This is a genomic window from Glutamicibacter arilaitensis Re117, from assembly GCF_000197735.1.
Taxonomy (GTDB): domain Bacteria; phylum Actinomycetota; class Actinomycetes; order Actinomycetales; family Micrococcaceae; genus Glutamicibacter; species Glutamicibacter arilaitensis.
Genome location: NC_014550.1, coordinates 3,722,492 through 3,745,772, shown reverse-complemented (window position 1 = coordinate 3,745,772; position 23,281 = coordinate 3,722,492). Strand labels below are relative to the sequence as shown.

Here is a 23,281-nt window from a genome sequence, read left to right as displayed (position 1 = left end):
GACGGGATAGCTCAGTGGCCGGTCTGTGACGCGTCGCGGGGACTGCGCTTTCGCGGTAAATGTCCGACGCGTAGCCTTGAGCTAGAAAATGAAGTCGTGCGTAGAGGAAAGCGGCCGTGGCCAAGAAAAAGGCAGAAAAGCCCAGGAGCGGACATCCGGCTCGAAACCAGTCATCGGTAGTTTCCCTGAATCAGGTGAAAATTCAGCGGGGCCTAGATGCGCTGACCCCCGAATTTACGCGCTGGTATGGCGAAGGACATGGAGAGCTTGAATCGGCGATTCTGGTGTTGCGAGTCGTGAGCGATACGCTGACCAGCTACAGCTCACTGGTTGATTTGGAATCGATCTCCGACATTCAGGTGGATATCTTGGTTGCACTCCTAGAATCCTTGGGAGTTCCCGAAGACGTTGATGTGACTGCACAGGACATGAAGGAGTTGCGCACCTTCTTGTCGGCCGCGTGGGTGGACTTCACGGATTTCCTCGAAGAAACTGGACGCTGGACCCAGGATCCGGAAGAACTGGTGCGGCTGCGCGAGCAGTTGCTGGAAGATGACCCTTTTGAGGGTCTCTTTGACGCTCGCAATGACGACGGATTCGAGGGTTTCCCTGCGATCTTCCGACGCGAACTTCAGCTTGAACTCTTGGAGATGCCGTTCTTGCGACTGGCACGTAGCGTGTTGGGATGGTGCACGGCCGAGGAACGCCGGAACTGGCCCCAGCCGCTGGATTCGGCTTTCTTGGAACAGGCATGCGTTGCGGTGGCCGCAGACCTGCCGGAGAACTTGAGCGCTGAGCAAGCATCGCGCCTCATTAACGCGTTGCTGGTCGCACTCGAGGAGGGTGGGATCGTGCAGTTGCTGCCCGGCCAACCCGCGCAGCCAACAACTCGCGCCAAGGAATTTCAAGCGAGCGACGGGGCGGGAAGCGCTGACGCACAGTTTGATGTCCTCGATGCGTTTCTCGAGAAGTATTTAGCGCCGGCCAGTACCCCGGGCACAGAACTTGACGGGGCCTGGACGTTGGTGAACCTGTGGGTCGTTGGGGCTCTGTCCGGTGCCTCCGAGGAAGTCAACACGCCGCGTTATGAAGAGTTCGACGCCGATACATGGGAAACTGCACACCATTACATGCAGATATTGCGTGGACTGGGTCTGGTCCACGAAGGAGAACGCTACTCGCTGCCCAAAGTGGTGTCTGCGCTATTGACCGCAGACCTCGATACCAATGATGGCCATGACGACCTCGATCTAGATTGGCTCGGCGGTCTCAATGACGAGGAAAACCAACGCCCACATCGCACCGAGCCTTACAGCGGGCCAGTGCTGCAACTGAAGCTCGGACTGCGCGATAGCAAACCACCCATTTGGCGTCGCGTCCTGATCCCCACGGACCTGACCTTGGCCGACCTGCACGAGATTATTCAGATCAGCTTTGACTGGGCCGATGCGCACCTGCACGAATTCCGAACTGGCGGCCGTCGGGGGACCACATACGGGCCGGCTAACCCTTACTCGGAAGTGGACCACTTCGAAGGCGACGTCTTGATCTCCGAGGTGTTGTCCAAGGAAAAGGACAAGCTGGATTACAGCTACGACTTCGGCGACGACTGGCGAGTGCGAATTGACGTGGAAAAGGTTGTGGAAGCCGATGGTGGCTACCTGCCACGCTGCACCGGTGGGCGCCGTATGGCACCGCTAGAAGACAGCGGCGGCATGTATGGCTGGGAGTCGAAATTGGAAATCCTGGCAGATCCAACGCACCCTGAGCACGAAGAGGTGCGTGGCTGGCTGGAGGACATGGGGCTTGACCCGGAGTACGGGCCAGATCCTAGTGAATTCAGCGGGGACTTCATCAATGAAGCTTTCGAGGACATCTTCTGATTTCACCCGAACAAAGCGACTAACCGCCTAGCCAGCAAACCGCGATAGAGGCGTTCAGGACCCGATTGATTGACCGCTACGTTTGGTATCCAACGCGATGCGGGGCCCACTTTTCCGCGGGCCCCGCACCGATACGTACTTGTGTGTCAGACCTCGGTCGTGCAACTGCTCAATGGCTGGCTTGGACCTATGTGATCACCGGGGGCTTCCCGTAGCTGGTCCGGTAGGCGTAGCTCCACCTTCATCGGTCCAGTCATAGCCGATCTTGTCCGAGAGTGCGGGATCCGATACCACGTCGGCAGCGACGGATTCGTCGAGTGGACCGCTTACGTCTGGGATCTATCTCATGTACGGCTCCTTCCACGCATGCTGGATTGAGACCATAGCAAGTTCCCACAAACCCTTCTAGTCCTTCCTGCTGTTGGTGCGAGTGTAGTGAGAACTCCTGGATTGGGCCGGCCAAGTGATTGCCGACGCCAGCCTGTTCACGAATTCGAGGGATGTGACGCAATGCAGCCTTCGTAGATTGGTTAACTTGGCTCAGATAGCTAACTGTTCGTTGGAATAGCTACTTCAACTTTTGCGACGGGTCTGGGCGGACTAATCCTTCAGTGCGGCCGTGCAGGTACTGAACCAAGGTGTCTGTTCCCGCCACTAAGATGGAAAGCATGATTACCGGGGAATTGAAGTCGCAAGTAGACAGCGTGTGGAATGCTTTTTGGACCGGAGGCATCTCCAACCCGTTGGAGGTTATCGAGCAGATCACTTACTTGCTGTTCCTCAAGCGGCTTGACGACAACCAGATTGCCGCAGAACGCAAGGCCTCGCGCATCGGCAAGCCGCTTGAGAACCCGGTGTTCCCCGAAGGTGTCGACAAGTTCGGGCGTTCATACCAGGACATGCGGTGGTCGAAGTTCAAGAACTTCGATAAATCCGAAATGTTTGCTGTCTTCAACGAGAGCATCTTCCCGTTCCTGCGCGAGGAACTGACTCGCCAGTCCGACGGCAGTGATTCCTCCTACACGCACCACATGAAGGATGCGCGCTTCACCATCACCAAGGATCACCTCCTGCAGAAGGCAGTGGACCTGATCGATGAGATCCCGATGGATGACCGGGACACCAAGGGTGATCTTTATGAGTACATGCTCTCCAAGATCGCCACGGCCGGCACCAATGGGCAGTTCCGCACCCCGCGCCACATCATTGAACTGCTGGTGGCCATGCGCAACCCGCAGCCGATGGAGGCCATCTGCGACCCGGCCTCAGGTACTTGCGGTTTTCTCATGGCCTCCGGCGAATACCTCCGAGACAACAACCCGGAACTAATGTTTGATCCGGAACAGCGGGCGTTCTTCAACAACCAGCAGTTCCATGGGTTCGATTTCGACTCCACCATGCTGCGCATCGGCGCCATGAACCTGTTGCTGCACGGCATCGAGAACCCTGTCATTGAGAACCGCGATTCGCTCGCGGATCTGCACTCTGCGGACGAGGAAAAATATGATGTCATCCTCGCCAATCCGCCGTTCGCCGGCAGCCTGGATTCAGAGAATGTCTCCAAAGAACTGCTCAAGACTGTCAAGACCAAGAAGACTGAGCTGCTGTTCCTTGCTCTTTTCTTGAGACTGCTTAAGCCTGGTGGCCGCGCAGCGGTGATCGTGCCTGATGGCGTGCTTTTTGGCTCTTCCAAGGCTCATAAAGACCTGCGCAAGCAGTTGGTTGAAGACCAGCAGCTGGAAGCGGTCGTCAAGCTGCCTTCCGGTGTCTTCAAGCCCTACGCCGGAGTGTCCACTGCTGTCTTGTTCTTCACCCGCACCAACTCAGGCGGTACCGAGAACGTCTGGTTCTATGATGTAACCGCCGATGGCTTCAGCCTGGATGACAAGCGCAACCCGCTGGAAAGCTCAGATCTGCCCGACGTGCTTGAGCGCTGGAAAGCAGTGCGCGGAGAACTGAGCGAGGAACGCGCTGCGGCAGAACTTGAAAGGGCGCGCACAGAGCGGTCCTTTGTTGTGCCGAAGAGTGAGATCGCCGAGAACGGATACGACCTGTCGATCAATAGGTACAAGGAGATTGAGTACGAAGAAGTCGAGCACCGTACGCCGGCGGAGATCATCGCAGACATCGAGCAGTTGGATGCCGACATTGCGACGGGACTTGCGGAGTTGAAGGGGCTCCTGCCGTGAGGGGCGCGACGCTCGGAGATGTCTTCGAACGAATCACAAACGGGAAGAACGTTCGTCAGAACGAAACCGATGGCGGTATCAGGATTACCCGAATTGAGACCATATCTATGGGGATAGTGGACCCAACGAGGGTTGGCTATGCCGGCCTCGAGCATTCTGACAATGAGAAATGGATTCTCCGTGATGGTGACATCTTGATGAGTCACATCAACAGCCCAGTGCACGTGGGAAAGTGTGCACTTTATACGAATGACTTGCCCGAGATGGTGCATGGAATGAATCTGTTGCGACTTGAGCCAAACAAGTCTTTGGTCGATAGTTCTTACGCGGTTCGCTATTTCCGCACACCGGCGTTTCGTGCCCAGTTGCGTAAATTCATCAATCAAGCGGTAAATCAAGCAAGCATTTCTGTGAAGAACCTCAAATCTATCGAAATAGCACTCCCGCAGCTTGAAGAGCAGCGTCGTATCGCCGGAATCCTTGACAAAGCTGATGCTCTCCGCGGCAAGCGCCGCAAAGCCATCGCCCACCTCGATGTTCTAGGACAGTCTATTTTTCACGAGATGTTTGCTGGACTGTCAGGAGATGCTTTGACCCTCCGCGATGCATCTCTTCGTTTCGTGAGTGGCCGTAACATGGTGGGTACCGGCGTCAATGCTCATCCGACAAAAAAAGTACTCAAAGTCAACGCAGCTTCGAGTGGAGAGTTTGATGGAAGCCAAGTAAAGCCATTACCGATGAACTATGACCCGCCAGCCGCACATAGGGTTGAGGTCGGAGATCTCATCGTCACGAGAGCGAGCGGGACCAAGGACTTAATTGGTGTGGCGACGTTGGTTGATTCCGTCCCGAGTGAAACATACTTGCCAGACAAGCTCTGGAAGGCGGTCGTTAACCCTCGATTGCTTCTTGCCGAGTACTTCCGATTCCTAACCAGATCGACGACTTACCGCAAGTACGTTTCTAACGCTGCCAGTGGAGCCGCTGGTGTCAGTAACATTTCGCAGGCGAAACTGCTCGATTTTCAGCTGGTTCTTCCACCAATTGAAAGCCAGCAGGCCTTCGCTGACCGGATGGCCGCTATTGAGAGCCTCAAGATGACGTACCGGGCCCAACTTGCCGACCTTGATGCTCTCTTCCTGTCGCTACAGGACCGCGCATTCAAGGGGGAACTGTGATGGGCGCAGTTGCCGAAATCCCGAAGTGGCACGGATTCCTGACTCCTATCCTTCGTGTCCTCGCCGACGGGCGGTCCCGCACACGGGCTGACCTGATCGAATCTGCCTTGGATATTGCCGAGGTAAATGAAGAGCAGCGCAACGTGCGGGTCCGTTCGGGCGGGAGCCAAGCGAAGGGGCGCGTAGGGTGGGCCATTTCCCATCTCATTGCAGCACAAGCCCTAGAACGTCCTGAGGGCGCGCTGTACAAGATCACCGCAGAGGGCCTGGCCCTGTTGGAACGCCACCCGGAGAGGATGGCGCAGGCCGAGCTACGCGAAGTGCCCGCATACAGAGCGCACCAGAAAGCCATCAAAGTAGCTCGCAGGGACGGCGCCACAGTCGTTGCGCCCGAGGCAGCCGACGACACTGAGGAAGATCCGCAGGACATGATTGATGCGGCGATTGACCGCATAGAGGCAGAGGTCGGCGCGACCTTGCTGGCCCGCCTACGCGAGAGCCACCCAGACTTCTTTGAGGAGGCAGTCGTCAAGCTGCTGATTGGCATGGGCTACGGCGGAGCCGAACAGCGCGGACGGCGGATTGGCGGCTCCGGCGACGGCGGAGTGGACGGTGTCATTGACCAGGACGCGTTGGGCTTGGAACAAATCTATGTCCAGGCCAAGCGCTATTCCGAAGGCAACACTGTTGGCCGCGAGAGCATCCAAGCATTCATCGGTGCCCTCCATGGATTCGGAGCCAGCAGGGGCGTCTTCATCACCACCAGCAGCTTTACCCAGCATGCCCGCGAGTATGCTGCAAGCATCCCGACCAGGATCGTGCTGATAGATGGCAAGCGACTGGTGTCCTTGATGATCAAGTATCGCGTCGGTGTACAAGTCAAGCAGAGCTATGACGTGGTGGACATCGACGAGGACTTCTTCGAATAGTTGGTGAGACTCATCTTGGCAATTGAGGAAGAACGAAAGCTCAAATGATGATGGATAGTATCTTGGGCGTCGCTGACGGATGCACTTTCTGAAACCGGGCCGCGATTCTACCCATTAATGGATGGACTCAGCTCCCCAAATGGTCCGCTCATCTGCATTGCGGTACAAAAACCGCAGGGCAAAGTTGCATAGACCGATGCTCGTGAGAAGAACGCGAATCGTCCCAACCAAATTCGCATTTATCGTTCTTAAACGCGAATTTTAGTTGGTAGAGTCGCATGTATGAGTAATCAGGGAGCGAGCCGGTGGCCCGCACATAGGGTTGAGACGCTGCCGTGGAGCCAAAAGGTTCGTGGCGGAACCCGTGAAGACCGGATATTTTCCAGCGTCGAGACCACCATCCCGCCCTTGATCGCGCGGCTGGACTACGCCCCGTCCTTGCCAGAAACTCTAGCTTCCGAACAGGCACTGCTCACCGTAGCTCAGGCCGACACGGATGCCGAAGGCCATTCTGCGGCACTGAGCCGTTTCATGGTTCGAAGCGAGTCGGTGGCTTCTTCGAAGATTGAACGCATCAGCGCTTCGGCACGTGATTATGCCAAGGCCATGGCAGGGCACAGGGCCAACATCTCTGCAACGAGCATGGTCGCTGCCTCTACGGCGTTGCATGAATTGATTACCGCCGTGGGATTGCGAGGCGAGTTCCTTATCGATCAATTCACGAGCGCACACCGGGCACTCATGGTCGACGATCAAGAGGAGTCAGACTATGCCGGACGTTTCCGTGACATGCAGAACTGGATCGGCGGCAGTGATTATTCCCCGCGTGGAGCCTTGCACGTGCCCCCGGCTCCCGAGCGAGTCAACGAGCTGATGAATGACCTGATCACCTACCTCAACAGGGATGATGTGCCTGTATTGGTCCAGGCGGCGATAGGACATGCCCAATTCGAATCGATTCACGCCTTCACGGACGGGAACGGACGTATTGGCCGCGCACTGGTTTCTGCGGTGCTTCGTCGACGGGGAGTCACTCGTAACGCGGTCGTCCCACTCGCCAGTGGGTTGCTAGCCCGCCGCGAAGACTATTTCGCTGCACTTGGGTCCTACCGTCAAGGCCAGCCGTCCCCGTTGATCCTGCTGTTCGCGCAGTCAGCGCGTGCCGCGGCCCTGGCCTCACGCGAGACGATTGCGCGCCTGAAGTCAATGCCCGTGCAGTGGAGTGCAGAGCTTCGTCCTCGCACCGGCTCAGTAGCCAGTCGCCTCATCGGCGCGTTCCTTGACCACCCGGTCATGTCTACTCAGGAAGTTGACCGGGCCGCCGGCGCCGGAGCTACCAGCCAAACCTACCGGGTGATTGACCAGCTTGAGAAGGCGGGCTTCATCGAAGAGATTACCGGGAGGAAAAAGGCCCGCGTCTGGGCAGCTGCAGAAGTGATGGCCGAACTTGATGACCTGGACCGTCGCATCCAACAGGACATGCGTGCCGAGTTGTAGACGGCCTTGCAGCAGCGGCAGCAGAATTCGCCGGCTCCCAGAGCTCAGTCGATACCAGAGACCTTTCCGCGGATTGTGTCGCCGAGCGCGCTACGAGCCGTGAAGGAGCCTGGGCGTATAAGGCGGGTGCTGATCATTCCGCAACCCGTTGAGACATGTAGGTGCAGGACGCTGGCAGGAGTCATTTCACGACCTAGACCGATATGCACCAAATGTTGGATCATGCTTCGGAAAATCGATCGTAGGACCATGCGACTTCACTGAATAGAGAACTATCTGACCCAGAGCGTAATTACGAAATTGAGCTGATTTCCACTTGGTTGAAGAAGATCGCCGGCGCCGACTACCGGCTTCACAAATGAAGCAAAGGGGTAAAGGCTAAGAGGACGTGCTTCTGGGGCTGGCCGAAAGCTTCAAGGGAGAAGGAGGCTTTCAGAACATCAGGGTGCGTGGCGGAGTCATTTCGTGCGCGTTCCTTCGTCCTCTGACTAGGATGTAAGAAAGTCGTTGGGCTAACACAGGGGGAAATGCGCATGGTCCAGGCAGACAAGGCGCCACAACGTCCGTCGAACTTCGCGTTCCTTGCCGCCCAATGGCCCCACATCTTCGCCGAGGCGCTGAGGGCCGAGGACTATGCCCTGCTTGATCCGCGCGGGAGTCTGCTGTATTGCCGGCGCACCCTGGAACAGGTGGTCGACTGGCTTTACCAAGCCGACGTGTCGTTGCGCATGCCGCTCAAGGACGATCTGAACAACCGGCTGACCACCGCAGATTTCCAGGTCGTCGTGCCGTCGATGGTGCGCGACAAGATGCATGTCATCCGCAAGCTGTCCAACAACGGCGTCCACGGCAACCAGCCGGTCAGCACGCAGATATCCCTCTTTGCGCTGGCTGAGCTATTCCACACCGCCATCTGGCTGGCAACGTTCTACGCCAAGGACCCGTCCCTGCGCCCGGTGCCAACAAGCAAATTCAATCCGCAAGTCCTGGGTCCCAAGCCGGCAACGGGTGTCGTGCGGCTGAGCAAGGCGGAGGCCGAGAAACTGGCTGCCGATCTGGAGGCCAAGGACAACGCGCTCAAGGCCGCCGCCGAAAAGGAATCCGACTACGAAGCCCGGATCCGTGCCCTGCAGGAAGAGATCGAGGCTGCCAAGAAGGCCAACGCCAAGATCCCCGACGAGCACGACTACACCGAAGTCGGGACCCGCGTCTATATCGACCTGTACCTCACCGAGGCGGGCTGGAATGTCGAGGATCCCCACGTCCGCGAATTCCCGGTGCACACCATGCCCACGCTTGCCGGCACGCTCGCCGGATCCGGTTTTGTGGATTACGTCCTGTGGGGTGTGGACGGAAAACCGCTGGCCGTCTTGGAAGCCAAGCGCAGCAGCAACGATCCGCACATGGGCAAGCAGCAGGCAAAGCTCTACGCGGATTGCCTTGAACGTGCTTACGGGCAACGGCCGGTCATCTATTACTCCAACGGGTACCGGCATTGGCTCTGGGAAGACACCCGCTACCCGGAGCGTGAGGTTCTGGGATTCCACAGCCGGGACGAACTGCAGCTGCTTGTTGACCGGCGCTCCCAGCGCAAACCGCTGGCCAAGGCGGCTATTCCGGCCGGCTTGGCTGACCGCCCGTACCAGCACAAGGCAATCCGTGCCGTGGCCGAGGCCTTCGATACCGAGGCCCGCCGCCGCGCACTGCTGGTGATGGCCACCGGCACCGGCAAGACGCGCACCATTGTCGCCTTGACGAAAATGCTCAGCGAGAACCGGTGGATCAAACGCGTCTTGTTCCTCGCGGACCGCAACGCGCTGGTCACCCAGGCAGCTCGCGCCTTCAAGAACCTCATTCCAGGGTCCTCCCCGGCCCGGCTGGGAACCGACGACGCTGCCGGCAGCCGCATCCACCTGGCCACCTACCCGACCATGATGAACATCATCAACGCTTCGAGCGAGGGAACGCTGATCGGTGCCGAGCGCCGCGGGGTCGGCTACTACGACCTGGTCATTGTTGACGAGGCCCACCGCTCGGTGTACCAAAAGTACCGGCACATCTTCGCCTACTTCGATTCCTTGTTGATTGGGCTCACAGCGACCCCGCACAGCGAAGTGGACCGAAACACCTACGCCCTGTTCGACATCGAGAACAACAACCCCACTAACGCCTATGAGCTCTCCGAGGCGGTTGCCGAAGGCTACCTGGTACCGCCCCGGGTCATAGATGTCCCGGTGGGCTTCATGCGTACCGGAGTGCGCTATGCCGATCTCACACCCGAGGAACAGGATGAATGGGATGAGAAGGACTGGGACGAGGACGGCCTGATCCCTGACGAGATCGCAGCTCCCGAGCTTAACCGCTGGCTCTTCAACGCGGACACCGTTGACAAGGTATTGGCCGTGCTCATGGAACGCGGGCATAGGGTTGCCGGAGGGGATCGCCTCGGCAAGACCATCATCTTTGCCAGGAACCAGGAACACGCAGACTTCATTGCCAAGCGCTTCGACGCAAACTATCCGGCATATGCGGGGCGCTTCGCACGGGTCATCACCCACAGCGTGAACTACGCCCAGCAGCTCATCGACGACTTTTCCGACCCGGCCAAGGAACCACACATCGCGGTCAGCGTCGACATGCTCGACACTGGCATCGACGTGCCGGATGTGGTGAACCTGGTGTTCTTCAAGCCCGTGCGCTCCAAGTCGAAGTTCTGGCAAATGGTCGGACGTGGAACCCGACTGCGCCCCGATCTGTACGGGCCCGACGCGCCGAAAGAGGACTTCCTGATCTTCGACGTGTGCGGCAACGCCGAGTACTTCAACGCCGGGCTCGACGCTGGTGACGTACGACTAGGCCTATCCCTGGCGGCGCGGACATTCGCTACCCGGGTGCGATTGCTGCGCGCTGCCATTGAGTCCCAATACGACGAGGGATTCCGTACAGACCTTGTTTCGCGGCTAGGCGGGGGAGTGCGTGAATTGCCGCGCTCTAACTTCCTGGTCCGGCCTCACATGGCCGCCGTTGAACGTTTCGCAAACGATGATGTTTGGAAGAACCTTACCGACTCAGACGCTGCGACAGCCGAGCAGGAGCTTGCCAACTTGGCATCCGTCACGCCAGGCGAGGGAGAAGAAGAATCCAAACGATTTGATCTTCTGGTGCTGCAAGCGGAACTTGCCGCGCTCTGCGGCGATACGCAGGCGCTTTCACGCCTCGGCGCGCAACTGGTCAAGATCGCTCAAGCACTGCAAGAACAAGGCAACATTCCACGCATTGCTGCCCACCTTCCGCTCATCGAATCGGTGGTGGAGACGGGTACCGAGTCCGGAGCGTGGGATAGTGCCGACCCGTTGTGGTTGGAATCTGTCAGGCGGAAACTGCGCGAGCTGATTCCCCTAATCGAAAAGAAGAAACGAAATATCGTCTACTCCAATTTCGTCGACACGATGGGGGACATCTCTGAGGTCACACTTGGTGGCGTGCACGAGCAGATTTTCGATGTTTCGTACTTCCGCGAGCGTGTGGAAATCCACCTGCGCGGGCATCTTGACCATATCTCGATCCAGCGCCTGCGCCGTGGTCGCGCTCTGACCGAAGAAGACCTCGAAGCGCTCGAAGGGCTGCTTCTTGAATCGGGTGCCGGTTCTAAGGAGGACCTTGAGCGCGCCTCGGAAGGTGACCTTGCCGGCTTCATCCGCTCCCTCGTGGGACTCGAACCGGAAGCGGTGCAGGAAGCTTTCTCCGAGTTCATCTCCGAGACAACGCTGAACACCCGTCAGCTTCAACTGATCAACATGATTGTTGCGCAGCTGACCCGGGGCGGCAGGATGGACGCTGGGGCACTTTACGAGAGCCCCTACACTGATCTTGCTCCGCATGGCCCGGAGGATCTCTTCCCGGATAAAAGTGTCGACAGGATCATAGAAATCGTTAACCGGTTTGGCGGAAGGCACGGTGTGCATGGCGAAGGGTCGGCCGAAAAAACTGCCTGACGCTGAGCCTGGTTCCATGCGAATGTCGCACTAATCGTATGCCTAACCCTAATTTTGGCTCTACTGACATATCCGTGGGCGTGAGCCGCGAGCCTTAACGTCCACACGCCGCTTCCTGCCTAGGATTTTTGACTGACTAAGGTACAAAAATCTAGGGACTGAAAACGGCGTGCAGAAAACAAGCATATGGGCCGCCCTGCTGGGTGTCGAAAAAACGACCGTCCACCACGTGGATACCTGCCCGGAAACCGGGGTCCTGCTGGCCCGGGTGACACCGCACAAGTCCTTGCGGAACAGATGCGGAATCTGCTCCAGGCGGTGCTCCCGGTACGACCGCGGTGAAGGCCCCCGACGGTGGCGCACCCTGGATCTGGGAACCACCGAAACCTATCTCGTGGCCCACGCGCCTCGTGTGCGCTGCCCGGAGCACGGAGTCATCGTCGCCGCCGTTCCCTGGGCCCGCCACCAGGCCGGACACACCCGGGACTTTGACCAGCAGGTCTCCTGGCTGGCCACCCAATGCTCCAAGAGCGCGGTCACCGTGCTGATGCGCATTGCCTGGCGCACCGTGGGCTCCATCATCAACCGGGTCTGGAAGGACACCGCCAAGACCTTCGACCCGTTCGCGGACCTCAAGCGGATCGGCATCGACGAGATCTCCTACAAACGCGGACACAAGTACATCACCGTGGTCGTGGACCACGATTCGGGCCGCCTGATTTGGGCCTCGCCGGGCCGTGACAAGGCCACGCTGCGGAAGTTCTTTGACGCACTCGGGGAGGAACGATCCGCCCAGATCACGCATGTTTCCGCCGATGCCGCGAACTGGATCGCCACCGTCGTGGCCGAACGCTGCCCCCAGGCCGTCCGTGTGGCCGACCCGTTCCATGTGGTCCAATGGGCTACCGGGGCCCTGGATGAGGAACGCCGCGCATCCTGGAATCGGGCCCGGAAAGCGGCCGAAGAAAATGAGCCGGCCAGGGGCAGGGGACGGCCGCCCAAGGATGCCCCGGAACGGCCCGATAGCCAGAAGGCGACGAAGCTGAAAAACTCCCGCTACGCGCTCTGGAAGAACCCCGAGGACCTCACCGTGAAGCAAAAGGTGAAGCTCGATTGGATCGTTCAGACCGACCCGAGGCTGGGCCGCGCGTACTACCTCAAAGAGGGGCTGCGGACCATCTTCAGGCTGCCACATGCGGACGCGGTGGTGGCCCTGGACAAGTGGGTTTCTTGGGCCAGGCGCTGCCGGATTCCCGCGTTCGTGAAGCTGCAAAAGAGCATCGTCAAGCACCGCGAAGCCATTCTGGCATCGATCGAGCACGGATTGAGCAATGGGCGGATCGAATCCATGAATACCAAAATCAGGCTCATCACCCGGGTGGCCTTCGGATTCAAAGCACCCGAAGCCCTCATCGGCCTGGCGATGCTCAGCCTCGGAGGCCGGAAACCGGTACTCCCGGGACGGGGATGACCCACGGAAGAGTCAGTAGAGCCCTAATTTTGTCGCTTTCGGCTTCGACGTAAACATCGTGGCGTTCGACCCGAGCATTTCCGAGTCGTTCGCTCAAACTCATATCATGGAGTTTGCCTCTACATTTTGAAAGACAAGGGGTGTTGCGGTTGAACGGTACTTGGATGAGGTTGAGTCCGGCGACTACGTGTCATTGCGTGCATTCTGTCCGGAGAACGTCAGTGCCCTGCTACATAAGAATAGGGGCAGTCGGATCGCTTTAATGCGTGCCTACTGAGTTAACTCGTCGTTCGGCACCTACCCGTTTCTGGTATGTTCCGGTCTTTGTTTAACAGCAGTTGAAAATTGCTGGACCACTTCCTTTTCAATCGTTGCGCATGGCACAAGGCGGGTCGATGCACGGAATGGCGACAGTTGTCTCAACACTCACTATTACGAAGAATGTCAAGCTGTGTGGAGTCACTAAGCCGTTTGCAACACGGTCTCGTCCCTCGTTGAGGGCAGGTTAATCCCGACAATCCCAGCAGGCGACGGCGTCACAGGACGAACATGGAACCGTGATGGATGTTTCCGGAAATACTCTTCTAACGCGGTCTACGACCCTTCTATGTCTGTCAACCGGCGATCAAAGCCTCCGCTTGTGAGTTGAAAATGCGGTAGACGCGCCGGGCGAGATAGCGTTTGATGCATCGTCGGATTTCCTTCGTGCTAAGTCCTTCCGCTTCCCGCTTCTGCACGTATTCGCGGGTTTCCTCGTCGTGAGTCATCCGCGTGATGGCGACCATGTGAAGCGCGCTGTTCAGAGACCGGTCGCCGCCGCGGTTGAGTCGGTGACGGACGGTGTTCCCCGATGAGGCCGGGATCGGGTTTACCCCGGCGAGGGAGGCGTATGCGGCTTCCGAATGCACCCGGCCCTGATGGGACCAGACTGTCAGGCATGTGGCGGCCGTGATGGCGCCGAAGCCCTTCACATCCAAGAGCGGTGCCGCCTCGCTGACCTTGACCAGCTCGGTGATCTGCTGGGTGTTGCCCGCCACGTCTTTGTCGAGGTCACCGATCCGCTTGGCCAACCGGACCGCTTCGGTGCGGGCCACGGAAAGCGCCAGTTCCTCGTCCTGCTCACGCCACCGGGAGACCTCGGTAATCTGCGCTCCGGTCAGGGCCTTGCGGGCGTCCAGGCCGAGCTCATTGACGCGCACCAAGGCAGTCAGCCCGTTCACCGCCCGTGTCCGCTCCCCGGTCATGGAATGACGCGCAGATACCAAAACCCTCAGGGCAGCACGGACGCCTTCATTCAGCCGCGGCCGGCGCAGTTGCTTCTCCTGCATCGGGAGCACGGCCCGGGCGATTCGTTGGGCATCGAGCACGTCGGATTTGCCTACGCCGTGGTGGGATTTGGCGTCCATCCGTGCTGCCTCGACAACCGAGTATCCCTTTGTAACCACGGTTCCGGCGAGTATGGCCCCGTAGGAGGCTGCGCCCTCGATCACCCAGAGCACGGCGAGATCAGCACCCGTGCGGCGTGCCACCCACGCGGTGGCTCGGTTGATGCCGGCGCCGGTCGTGGGGAAGTCCCGGGTATCGACGAGTTCACCGGTCGTGGCGGTGATGATGGCGTAAACGTGGTTGCGGGCGTGGGTGTCGACACCGACGACAAACGCATGTGAATGCGCGACGATAGACATGGCGGTCATTGTTCCTTTCCTCTTCACGGATATGGGCATGGCCACTGCCGGCCGATACCAGTCCGGGTAGAGGTCACTTCGGAACAACACTGTGATGAGCCACGCCCTGAGGCGGACAACCTTCTGATCAAGTCACCGAGGTGGGCCGGACGGGTACCGGCCGGCCGCCCCATGGTTGGACAAGTCGTAGGAAAGACACCAATGGGTCACGTGTCAGGTGAGTCACAATCACGAGGCGGGACGGCCAGTCCCTATCCTGCCAGCCAGTCCCAGACCAGCTGCACCAAGTCTCACAGTGTCAGGGTGGAGCGAGTCCAGCCCTTCGTTGCAACACCTCGCACCCAGACAAGGGCGTGTACCGGATGAATGGCGCTGGGTCGAGGTCGAGACGGGGGATTACATGTCCCTGCGTGTCTTCTGCCCGCAGGCTTGCTACTCCGGCGGTCCGGAGAACTTCCGCTACCTGCTCTACAAGGATCAGAACCGTCAGATCACTTTGTAGGCGATGGCGCGAAAAGAAGCGAGGTCAGGCCTGGGACTAGAGTGTTGCCCGGAGCCTGTGATTGGATGGAAGCAGGTTCGAGATGCATTGGAGGAAGGGCAAATGAAAATAGCTTTCTATGCCGCGTTCGCCACGATGGTACTCGGCGCAATAACCGTCATCCTGACTGTGCCTGCACTATTCCCTGACCCCAGTGCTTTGAAAGAAGGCTTGGCAATTTGGGCCGGAACAGCTTCTCTGGCTGGGTTTGCCGTCGTGAAGCTGCTGAAGAACGCCACGCTGAAAGAAGCTTGATCCGGCTGTTCTCGGAGACAAGAGTTCCTTAGGCAAACTCGTTGTCTTTGGTCTCATCGCCAGCATTGCTGCTTAGAATCAGCCGCCGTTCCAAGCGGGTGAGATTGCGCGGAGAAGGATCTTGGCGCGCAGGTTCCAAGGCCGTAGCCAATGCCGCGCCGACCACCGTTTCATCCAGTCCCATGCCGACGGCGACCAACGCGTCATCGGCCGGGTCGCTGTGGGCTGTGGCTTCCGCGAAATGGATCTGCCGTCCCACCATGTTGACCAGGTAGCGTTGCGTGCCTCGATCGGTGCGAAGCTTCACATGCCCTTTGATCCGGTAGGCCGCGCCCGGCGGGTGCTCAAGCAGGTCCAAAACGGCTCCTGCATCTGCTGCTTCGGGGCAGCGCACCGTCACCGCGTTGGCGTGCGCAGCATGAGCGTGATCATGGTGCGTGCGCGAGGCGGCGGCCAGGGGCAACTCGTTGACAGGGTCTTCATCCATGGCGATGTCGAAGACCAGCTCGGGATCTATGGCGGCGTGCGATGCCGGAACGATGGCCACCTGCGGGTTGATTTCGCGGATTCGTCCGCTGATCCGGGCCAGGACCATGTCACGGTCCTCTGGGGCAATGCGGTCCAGCTTGTTGACCACCACCATGCTGGTGGCGTTGAAGCGTGCCGGCGCCATCGCCGAGGTATCCACGGTGTGCTCATGCTCCACGGCGTCGATCACGTCGATAATGCCGCCGAAACGCACCCCGTCTGCCTTGCCGAAGCGCAGCAGCCGATCCACGTTCAACGGGTCGGCCGCCCCGCTGGCTTCCACGATGATCGCGTCCAGGCACAGGCGCGGCTGAGCCAGCTTTTCGAGCAGTTCATCGAGCGGACTGCTATCGGACAGGCAGCACACGCAGCCGCCGGCGATGGATTCGGCCGCGTCGATCTGCCCGGTAATCAGACCGGTATCCACATTGACCTTGCCGATGTCATTGATGATGACGCCGACGCGGGTGCCAGGGCGGTTCAGCAAGCAGTTGAGCAGGCTGGTCTTTCCGGCACCCAGATAACCGGTGAGCACGATGACGGGGATCAATGCCGGCTCCTTTTCACTTCGACAGGCAGACCGCTTCCATTCTCCCCGTTGCGCCAGGTATCAACGAATGCTGACACGCATGCTGGACGCTGGTTTACCAGACAGGAAGCTCGGGAATCGGGCCATCGGCTTCGATGTGGCGTGCCTGTCCACGGGCCAGCCACTCAATCAGGCCTTCGCGGTCCGAACGCACCTTCAATGCGCCGTCGCCGATGATCCACTCATCGCCTTCTTCGCTGTTGATGGTCATGCCCGGAGCGTTCTTGGCGCGCATGGTGCGCACCGCGGCCTCGACGGCGTTCTCCTGGGAGTCAGGATCGGCTTCCTCGATGGTCCAAGCGGTATCCAGGTCGTGGTGGTGGATGACTACCTCTGAAATGCGCAATGCAACGATGGAGGTCGCTGGGATGACCTTGCCATGCAGGTCCACTTCTTCAACGGCCAAGTCACCGGATAGCCGGTCGCACTGCTCGGCGAAGAACGCGGCTGCCTCGTTGAAGGCCTTGACCAATTCTTCGCGCGGCAGCGCGGCCAGCTGGTCGATCTCTGCATCGCGGGCTTCACGCGACGCATACAGCTGCTGCGGCTCACCGGTGGTGGCCCAGTCGATCAGCTTGACCAGGGTGCGTCCGTTCGAGGCCAGGTGCGCGATGACATGCGACCGGCTCCACCCCTCGCACAGCGAAGCGGCGGCCAGTTCCTCGGTGGACAGGGTCTCGATCGTCGCTGACATCATCGCGGTTTCGCGGCTGAGTCGTGAGAGGTCCGAGTGCAAGCGGGCAGTGTTGATCATGGTGCCACCCTACCAACGCGAAGTCCTCAAGAATAAGGATTACGCAATACATATCGAATAGGAATTGATTCATATGCGAACCCATTGGCGTTATTCCTCGTCGAGCCACTGGGTGTCATCCAGCCAGCTCCAATCAATCAGCCCCTCGATCAGCGGATTGCCCCAGACATCACCTTCATAGGTGTAGTCGTAGTCAGTATTCCCACCAAGACGTGCTTGGCCGACTTCGACTTCGATCAATCCGGCTTGTTCCATGCTGTCAAGAAGCGTCTTTTCATTTGTTGGATCCAACAAGATGACGTTGCCGCCTTCCGGGACCGGAATCGCGGTGTGCGGCGCGAAGCTGGCGCTCAGTGGAACTATCGGTCCCTGCGCGTCATCGGGCCAGAGAGAATGCTGCAGCGGGATGTTCTGTCCATCCAGAACCGCAGCGAGCTGTTTGCTGAGATGAAGTTCATCGGCCGGGCCCAGCAGCTGGTCAAGGAACTCTCCCTGCAAGTGAACCGCCGTGATTTCCGCGAAGCGGAGCAACTGGGTTGCGCTCAGCTCAGCGTCATCTATGGGTCGGCCGGTGATGAGGTAGGCCACCAGCTCCGCGCGGGTGTCAGCGAAAACCTTCACGCCAAGCCCGTGACGGAGGTCGGTCATGGCGTACTTGAAGGTGAGGTCGCCAAAGGGCAGTGGCGCTTCACCGGAATCTGATATGTGGATCATGGGATTCTTCTCCTTGCCTTGCGCCCAGCCTTGTGCGTGCGTCTTGGGCCAATGTGTGCCACGGGGAAAAGTTTTTTATGTCCGTGGATGACGCGGATTCCCGTAGGAAGGAATGCCCGGGATCGACTCTTCGAACATGCGCGGGGCCTGTTCCATCAGCAGCCAGCTGGCACGTAGCCTAGGAGTAGAAGACAAGCGACCAAGGAAAGCAGTCCAGTGGCGAAGAAAAAGAAGAAGCAGAAGCCCAAGCAGGGGCACCCTGCACGCTTGCAACAAGGCGTAGTCTCCATGGATCGCGTCAAGGTCGGACGCGGGTTGGATGCGCTGACCGGGCAATTCGTGCAGTGGTACGCCGAATATCGCGATGACCCTGAACTGGCGTTAATGGTGCTAGCTGCGGTGCGTGAGACTCTGGGCGTCTACGCAGAAGTAGTCGGACTGAACAAGGTCACCGATTTTGATCCGCCGAAGTTGCTCGCGGTGCTTAACTCGATGATTGAATTCGAAGAAACCGAAAATCCCGAGGCCGCTTCTAATGAACTTGGCACCATGATCTACATGGCGTGGGTGGACTACGTTGAGTTCCTGCGTGATACCAACCAGTGGGAGCGCGAGTTCGAAAGCCTGGACTGGTTCCAGAAGACCCTGGAAGCCCAAGATCCGTTCGCTGGTGAGGACGAGGTCGAAGCAGACGATGAACTTGACGCGATTCTGGATTCAGAGGAAGCCTCGATAGCGGCCTTGGCCGAAATCACCGCCATGCCGATCAGCACGATGGGTCGAGCGGTCCTGTCCTGGGTGCTTGCCGGTGGCAGCAGCCTCTGGACCAGCCTGCCGATTGACCAGTTCGTCGAAACTGCCGCAAAAGCTGTCGAGAACGACCTGCCCGCAGGGCTGGAAGAGACGCGCAAGGGCCTGGCGGTTGCGCTCGTGCTCCAGGCCTTGGAGGCCGTCAATGCCGTAACTCTGAACCCGCAGGCAGCGCCGGAACGCGGTGTGAGAAGCCAAGACATTCTTGAGCCTGAAGACGCGGATTCTTTCGATGTGAACTTCTACTTCATCCAAGCCTGCCTGGACATGCTTTTGGAGCAGCCTGGCGAAAATGACCAGGCAGCCCTTGAAGCCTGGGGCTTGGCTGCCTTGTGGATCGTGGAAGCAGCGGACGGCAATCCGCAGCATGCCGCTGCCCCGCGTGATGAGCAGTGGTCTTCGGAAGTTTGGAAAACCGCCCAGGTGCGAATGCACGAGCTACGCGTTTTGGGTTTGCTTGAATCCGGTGAGGCGTACTCGCTGCCCAATATCGTGCGCTTGGCGGTTACCGATGTCGACGACGACATCTTCGAGGAGGATGACGAACTCGACGATGAGACGCTCGATGCGATCTTCGGTCCGGACGATGTGGATGAGCCCAAGCGCCTGAAGCGCGAAACACCGTACACCGGTGAGGTACTGCAGCTGAAGCTGACGCTCAAGGACTCCAAGCCGCCCATCTGGCGCCGCGTGCTGGTTCCGATGGACCTGAACCTCGGCGACCTGCATGACATCATCCAGGCCAGCTTCGACTGGTACGACGGGCATCTGCACAGCTTCTACGAAAATGGTTTCGGCGGGACCACCTACGGTCCGGCAATTGCCGAGATGGACTACCAGAAGAATGAAGCGGAAACCTTGGTTTCTTCGGTGTTGAAGAAGGAAAAAGACCGCCTGGATTACGTTTATGATTTCGGAGACAACTGGGAAGTCCGCATCGATGTGGAGAAGATCCTGGACGCTGACGGCGGTCAGCTGCCGCGCTGCACCGGCGGGCGCCGCATGGCTCCAATGGAAGACAGTGGCGGAATCGGCGGCTGGGAAGCCAAGCTGGAAATTCTGAATGACCCGGATGATCCTGAATACGAGGAAGTCGCGGAGTGGTGCGAGGACTTCGGACTTGATGATGGCGAGGAAATCGACCCTGCTTACTTCAGCAAGGAAGAAATCAACGCGAACCTGGATCTTGAGTTCTAGGCCTGGGCCAAGGCCATAGAGAACGCCGGTGGGTTAACGAGCATGGATGCTCGTTAACCCACCGGCGTTCTAGATCTTGAAGGTTTGGGCAGCGATCCTATTCGTTATCTAGTGCGGCACCATTTGGCGTTGCACCGCCCTCGCCGGTCCAGTCCTGGCCGACTTCATCATTCAATGCAGGGTCGGAAATGACATCGGGCTCTTCGGCTTCATTCTTGTTCAAGAAAGCTTCAGGGTTTTTCTCGTTCATCAATCCATCCCTTTCGTTGGTCGGACTGCCAACCTAGCAAGGACGCTTCCGTCCCGACAGCTGGAGGACCAGCTTTTCAGGAAGCTGTAAGGAAATCCTCAGTGCGCTTCAGTCAGTTCTACAGCGCTAGCCTAGGGACGGCGCCTTGCGCTGCACGAAGACCACCGCATCTTCTAAAGTTGCCGGGTTCCCGTCCGGACCGGTGATGGTGCGTTCGCGCACTTCGGCACACAGCACGTCCCACTGCTCCGGGTCCAGGGCCAACGCTTCCAGTTCCTCTTCGGGGGTGGGGAATGCAGGCATCTGGTGTTCGGGTTTGTCTGCGAAGGACGGCATGGCGGCATGGGACAGGACCAGCAAGTGGCCGCCCGGTGCTACCAAGGTGGCCGCCTTGCGCAGGAAGTCTGCGCGCGGGAATGCGAAGGGTGCCTGGAAGAAGCTCAAGGTGACCAGATCAAAGGTTTCATCGGTGTTCCACGCAGCCAGATCAGAGGCGATGAAGCGGGTCTGTCCCGCGTCCAGCCCATGCTTGGCGGCTTCTTCCTGGGCGCGCTTCACTGCGGTTGGCGAGATGTCTAGGCCGGTGGCTTTCCAACCATGGGAGGCCAGCCAGAGGACGTCGCCGCCTTCACCGCTGCCGATGTCCAGACAAGTGCCCGGATCCAGCGGGGCAACGATGTTCTCCAGGACCTGGTTGACCTTGCCGGACCAGACCCGTTCGGACTGGCCGTAGTGGTTTTCCCAGAAGGCAACGCCGTCAAGTACTTCCTGCGCGTGTTCGTGGTGGTGGCTCATCTTCGGGGTTCCCCATTCGTCAGTACGGCCTTTGCCTTAGACCTTACTGGCGAACGGGCTCCGTGCGCGATCGAATTTGCGCAGGCGGCAAAAACTGCGCTGCTACCTCGCGCTGACCTTGCCGAAGAGCCGGGCAATGGAAGCCAAGATCATCGGACGGCAGGCGAACCAAGCGCCGGCAATCACCAGCAGCGAGAGCGCGAAGAAGAGCAATCCAGCCCAGTTGTCCGCGTATTGCGCCGGATCCGTAGAACCCTGCGCCGCGTACATGTGGTTCAGGTTGCGCAACGCCCCGGTGGAGAACACCAAGATCACATGCACGAGGATGAACAGCACGAAGTACAGCATGGTCGGGAAGTGCAGTGCGCGGGCAACCTCGATCGGGTACTTCTTGGTCAGCGCAGGCATGTTCTTTGGCCAGAAGGCGCTGAGTCGGACACCGGTAATCGCAGCCAATGGGGCCGCAATGAACACGGTCGTGAAGTAGGCCAGCTGCTGCAGCGAGTTGTAGTTCACCCAGCCATTTTCCGTAGGCCAATCCAGCGTCAGGTATTGCAACGCCGCGGAAATCGCGTTCGGGAAGACTTCCCAGGAGGTTGGGACGATGCGCATCCAGTGGCCGGTGGCGAACAGCAGCACGAGGAACACCAGGCCATTGATGACCCACAGCAGGTCAAGGCCCTGATGCAGCCAGAGGTTGATGCTCACCTTCGGGCTGCGCTTCGAGGACCAGTAGGCAGGCGGTTTCTTCTGATGCCTGACCAGCAAGCCCGAACGAATGATCAGGACCATGAGGAAGACGTTGAAGAAGTGGTTCCAGGCCAGCCATGCCGGGAACCCGATAGGTGCCGAGTCCGGCAGGTGGTATTCGCCTGGGTAGCGTTTCATGAAGGATTCGACCGCATCGATGCCGGCGATGCCACGGGCAACGAGCACTACGGCGGTGGCGATGCCCAAGGCGCAGAATGCGCCAAGGATTCCCGCCAGCACCCACTGCTTGGTTGTCAGCGGGCCATGCTTGACCGGTTCCTTCTTGGTCTTTGCCGCCGATGGGGCCGCCTGTGCGGAGGGGGCAGTTGCAGGCTTGGCCTTCGAAGCAGTATTTGCCGCTGCGGGAGCCGATGGTTGCGGCGTGCCCATCCGGGTGCGGACAGGGGCTGCTGCGGTTGCCGAAGCAACTGGCGCCTTTGTGGCGGGCGCTGGCTGCTCTGCCGGCTTTTCCACAGGTTTTTCCACGGGGGCTGGTTTTTCCACCGGGGCAGTGGCGGCGGTTTTGGCCGCAACTGGCGCCTTTGTGGCGGGCGCTGGCTGCTCTGCCGGCTTTTCCACAGGTTTTTCCACGGGGGCTGGTTTTTCCACCGGGGCAGTGGCGGCGGTTTTGGCCGCAACTGGTTCCGCAGCTGGTTCCGCCTCTGCTGGCGCTACTGCTGCCTTCACGGCCGGGGCAGCTACCAAGAGGGCAGGAGTCGCGATGAACGAGGCCGGCGGCCAAGCTTCAGCTCCAACAGTTCGTGGAAGACCACGGCGAACCACTGGAGCATCGCCACTGGCAACCACCGGTTCTGGTGCTGCGCTCGCCGAATCAACGGGAGTCGCGGACGCTGCGATAACCGGCTCAGGCACCGGTTCAGAAACCGGCGCGGAAACAGCACTTGGCGCTGCTTCCGGAACACTGCTGGCAGCAGCAATTGACGCAGGCGGCCACGCAGAGCCGCCGGCAACACGCGGCAGGCCCTGTCGAAGCGTACGGGCGCCCGGGAGCGGAGCTGCTGCTTCTTCGGCAACCTCTGCTTGGGCCGGCGCTTCGTGGACTGCCGCTGGCTCTGGTTCGGCACTAGCAGGTGCCTGGCTAGGTGCTGCCTGTTCAGGTACGGGCTGCTCGGCGGCGTGATCGGCAACAGGATCAGCCGGGAGGGCCGTGTCCGCTACGGCAGCGAAGAGTTCCGCCGGTGGCCACGGGTCGCCACCGGCTACACGGGGCAGCCCCTGGCGGATGGATTGATTGGGTGCGCTCATGGTGA

The 23,281-nt window shown here is 59.4% G+C and carries 16 protein-coding genes and 1 pseudogene; 10 read left to right on the top strand and 7 right to left on the bottom strand.

Annotation, left to right across the window (positions count from 1 at the left end; translation table 11 throughout):
- Positions 1–116: 116 nt before the first annotated feature.
- From AARI_RS18870 to AARI_RS17760, 7 genes are all read left to right on the top strand, one after another.
- Positions 117–1,883: a plasmid pRiA4b ORF-3 family protein gene (locus AARI_RS18870; protein WP_013350624.1), complete on the top strand. Its 1,767-nt coding sequence runs from the start codon at positions 117–119 to the stop codon at positions 1,881–1,883.
- 668 nt (positions 1,884–2,551) lie between these two features.
- A complete protein-coding gene (locus AARI_RS17785) occupies positions 2,552–4,072 on the top strand; it encodes a type I restriction-modification system subunit M (RefSeq protein ID WP_013350623.1) in 1,521 nt (506 codons plus the stop codon).
- A complete protein-coding gene (locus tag AARI_RS18865; RefSeq protein WP_013350622.1) occupies positions 4,069–5,250 on the top strand; it encodes a restriction endonuclease subunit S in 1,182 nt (393 codons plus the stop codon). The genes AARI_RS17785 and AARI_RS18865 overlap by 4 nt, the downstream gene beginning before the upstream one ends.
- The gene (locus AARI_RS17775) at positions 5,250–6,179 is read left to right on the top strand and encodes a restriction endonuclease (protein WP_013350621.1); all 930 of its coding nucleotides are present in this window, start codon (positions 5,250–5,252) and stop codon (positions 6,177–6,179) included. The genes AARI_RS18865 and AARI_RS17775 overlap by 1 nt, the downstream gene beginning before the upstream one ends.
- 282 nt (positions 6,180–6,461) lie before the next feature.
- Positions 6,462–7,676 (top strand): Fic family protein, encoded by a 1,215-nt coding sequence (locus tag AARI_RS17770; protein WP_013350620.1) that lies wholly within the window; start codon positions 6,462–6,464, stop codon positions 7,674–7,676.
- Positions 7,677–8,209: 533 nt separating this feature from the next.
- Entirely contained in the window at positions 8,210–11,671 is a 3,462-nt protein-coding gene (locus tag AARI_RS17765; RefSeq protein ID WP_013350619.1) for a DEAD/DEAH box helicase family protein, read from the top strand.
- Positions 11,672–11,840: 169 nt separating this feature from the next.
- Positions 11,841–13,142, top strand: a complete 1,302-nt coding sequence (locus tag AARI_RS17760) for an ISL3-like element ISAar34 family transposase (RefSeq protein ID WP_013350618.1) — start codon at positions 11,841–11,843, stop codon at positions 13,140–13,142.
- Positions 13,143–13,756: 614 nt separating this feature from the next.
- Here the strand turns inward: AARI_RS17760 and AARI_RS17755 are convergent.
- Positions 13,757–14,836 carry an IS110-like element ISAar29 family transposase gene (locus tag AARI_RS17755; protein ID WP_013350617.1) on the bottom strand — a complete coding sequence of 360 codons (1,080 nt, stop codon included), beginning with the start codon at positions 14,834–14,836 and terminating at the stop codon, positions 13,757–13,759.
- A gap of 364 nt (positions 14,837–15,200) precedes the next feature.
- Here AARI_RS17755 and AARI_RS20205 point away from each other — a divergent pair.
- A pseudogene (locus AARI_RS20205) lies at positions 15,201–15,329 on the top strand ((S)-ureidoglycine aminohydrolase); the annotation flags it as partial.
- A gap of 102 nt (positions 15,330–15,431) precedes the next feature.
- A complete protein-coding gene (locus AARI_RS17750; protein ID WP_013350616.1) occupies positions 15,432–15,623 on the top strand; it encodes a hypothetical protein in 192 nt (63 codons plus the stop codon).
- Between the two features lie 28 nt (positions 15,624–15,651).
- On the opposite strand, the gene AARI_RS17745 is transcribed toward AARI_RS17750, so the two are convergent.
- From AARI_RS17745 to AARI_RS17735, 3 genes are all read right to left on the bottom strand, one after another.
- Complete coding sequence (locus AARI_RS17745; RefSeq protein ID WP_013350615.1) at positions 15,652–16,701, bottom strand: CobW family GTP-binding protein; 1,050 nt, start codon at positions 16,699–16,701, stop codon at positions 15,652–15,654.
- A gap of 94 nt (positions 16,702–16,795) precedes the next feature.
- Positions 16,796–17,494: a maleylpyruvate isomerase family mycothiol-dependent enzyme gene (locus tag AARI_RS17740; protein ID WP_013350614.1), complete on the bottom strand. Its 699-nt coding sequence runs from the start codon at positions 17,492–17,494 to the stop codon at positions 16,796–16,798.
- Positions 17,495–17,584: 90 nt separating this feature from the next.
- Positions 17,585–18,208 carry a hypothetical protein gene (locus tag AARI_RS17735; protein ID WP_013350613.1) on the bottom strand — a complete coding sequence of 208 codons (624 nt, stop codon included), beginning with the start codon at positions 18,206–18,208 and terminating at the stop codon, positions 17,585–17,587.
- 216 nt (positions 18,209–18,424) lie between these two features.
- Between AARI_RS17735 and AARI_RS19465 the strand changes: the two genes are divergently transcribed.
- Positions 18,425–20,215, top strand: coding sequence for a plasmid pRiA4b ORF-3 family protein (locus tag AARI_RS19465; protein ID WP_013350612.1), 1,791 nt, complete (start codon positions 18,425–18,427; stop codon positions 20,213–20,215).
- A 97-nt stretch (positions 20,216–20,312) separates the two neighbouring features.
- On the opposite strand, the gene AARI_RS19910 is transcribed toward AARI_RS19465, so the two are convergent.
- The 3 genes from AARI_RS19910 to AARI_RS17720 all read right to left on the bottom strand — a co-directional run bounded on the left by AARI_RS19910 (position 20,313) and on the right by AARI_RS17720 (position 23,276).
- Entirely contained in the window at positions 20,313–20,465 is a 153-nt protein-coding gene (locus tag AARI_RS19910; protein ID WP_173362799.1) for a hypothetical protein, read from the bottom strand.
- Positions 20,466–20,591: 126 nt separating this feature from the next.
- The gene (locus tag AARI_RS17725) at positions 20,592–21,260 is read right to left on the bottom strand and encodes a class I SAM-dependent methyltransferase (protein ID WP_013350611.1); all 669 of its coding nucleotides are present in this window, start codon (positions 21,258–21,260) and stop codon (positions 20,592–20,594) included.
- Between the two features lie 102 nt (positions 21,261–21,362).
- Complete coding sequence (locus AARI_RS17720) at positions 21,363–23,276, bottom strand: cytochrome b/b6 domain-containing protein (RefSeq protein ID WP_013350610.1); 1,914 nt, start codon at positions 23,274–23,276, stop codon at positions 21,363–21,365.
- Positions 23,277–23,281: the final 5 nt, after the last annotated feature.